The sequence below is a fragment of the Caballeronia choica genome, assembly GCF_001544535.1.
In the GTDB taxonomy this organism is placed as follows: Bacteria; Pseudomonadota; Gammaproteobacteria; order Burkholderiales; family Burkholderiaceae; genus Caballeronia; species Caballeronia choica.
Genome location: NZ_FCON02000518.1, coordinates 1 through 922 on the forward strand (window position 1 = coordinate 1; position 922 = coordinate 922).

Below are 922 nucleotides of genomic sequence, written 5' to 3' on the forward strand. Positions count from 1 at the left end.
GGTGCGCCGCAGTGCCGGCAGATGAAGACGGGGCGGGTTTCGATGATGGCGTTGTCTGGTGACGGGCTGATCTCGGGTGCGACGTGCAGCAGATCGCGCACCTTTGCGAGATTGGCGCGGCGCACCGGGTTGGCGAGCAGCCCGTAGTGCCGGATGCGATGGAAACCGCCGGGCAGCACATGGAGCAGGAAGCGGCGCATGAATTCGCCGGTTTCGAGGGTCATGGTCTTGTAGCGGGTGCGGCCCTTGGCACGGTAGTCCTTCCAGCGGAACGTCACGCCGCGCTCATCGAAGGCGACGAGGCGCTGGTTGGAGATGGCGACGCGGTGCGTGTAGCGTGAGAGGTACTCGAGCACCGCCTTCGGTCCGGCGAACGGGCGCTTGGCGTAGACCACCCATTCGCAGGTACGTAGCGGCGCAAGCCACCGGGCAAAGGTAGCGGGATCAGCGAGCCCGGTGTACTCGCCGAAGAACTGCAGGTCGCCACGGTGGTGAACCGACTGGAGTGCCTCGAGGAAGCGGCGTCGGAACAGGCGTGAGAGGACGCGCACCGGCAGGAAGAAGCCCGGCCGGCAGGCGATCCAGCGCTCACCGTCAGGCGACAGCCCGCCACCGGGGACGATGCCATGCACATGCGGGTGATGCGTGAGCGCCGAGCCCCAGGTGTGCAGCACGAGCGTGGCGCCGATCCGGGCGCCGAGATGCCTGGGATCCTCGGCGATCGTGCGCAGCGTGTCGGCGGCGATGTCAAACAGCAGCCCATAGATGACCCGCTTGTTGTACCAGGCGATCGCGCTGATGGGCGCGGGCAGCGTGAAGACGATGTGGAAGTACTCGACGGGTAACAGATCGGCTTGGCGCGCCTCCAGCCAGCGGTGTGCGGCGCTGGCCTGGCATTTCGGGCAATGCCGGTCCCGGCACG

1 protein-coding gene is annotated in these 922 nt (G+C 67.2%); it reads right to left on the reverse strand.

All coding sequences use genetic code 11. The features are described from left to right. On the reverse strand, positions 1-922 hold a 922-nt coding region (locus AWB68_RS45430; protein ID WP_125483324.1), incomplete at both ends, for an IS91 family transposase.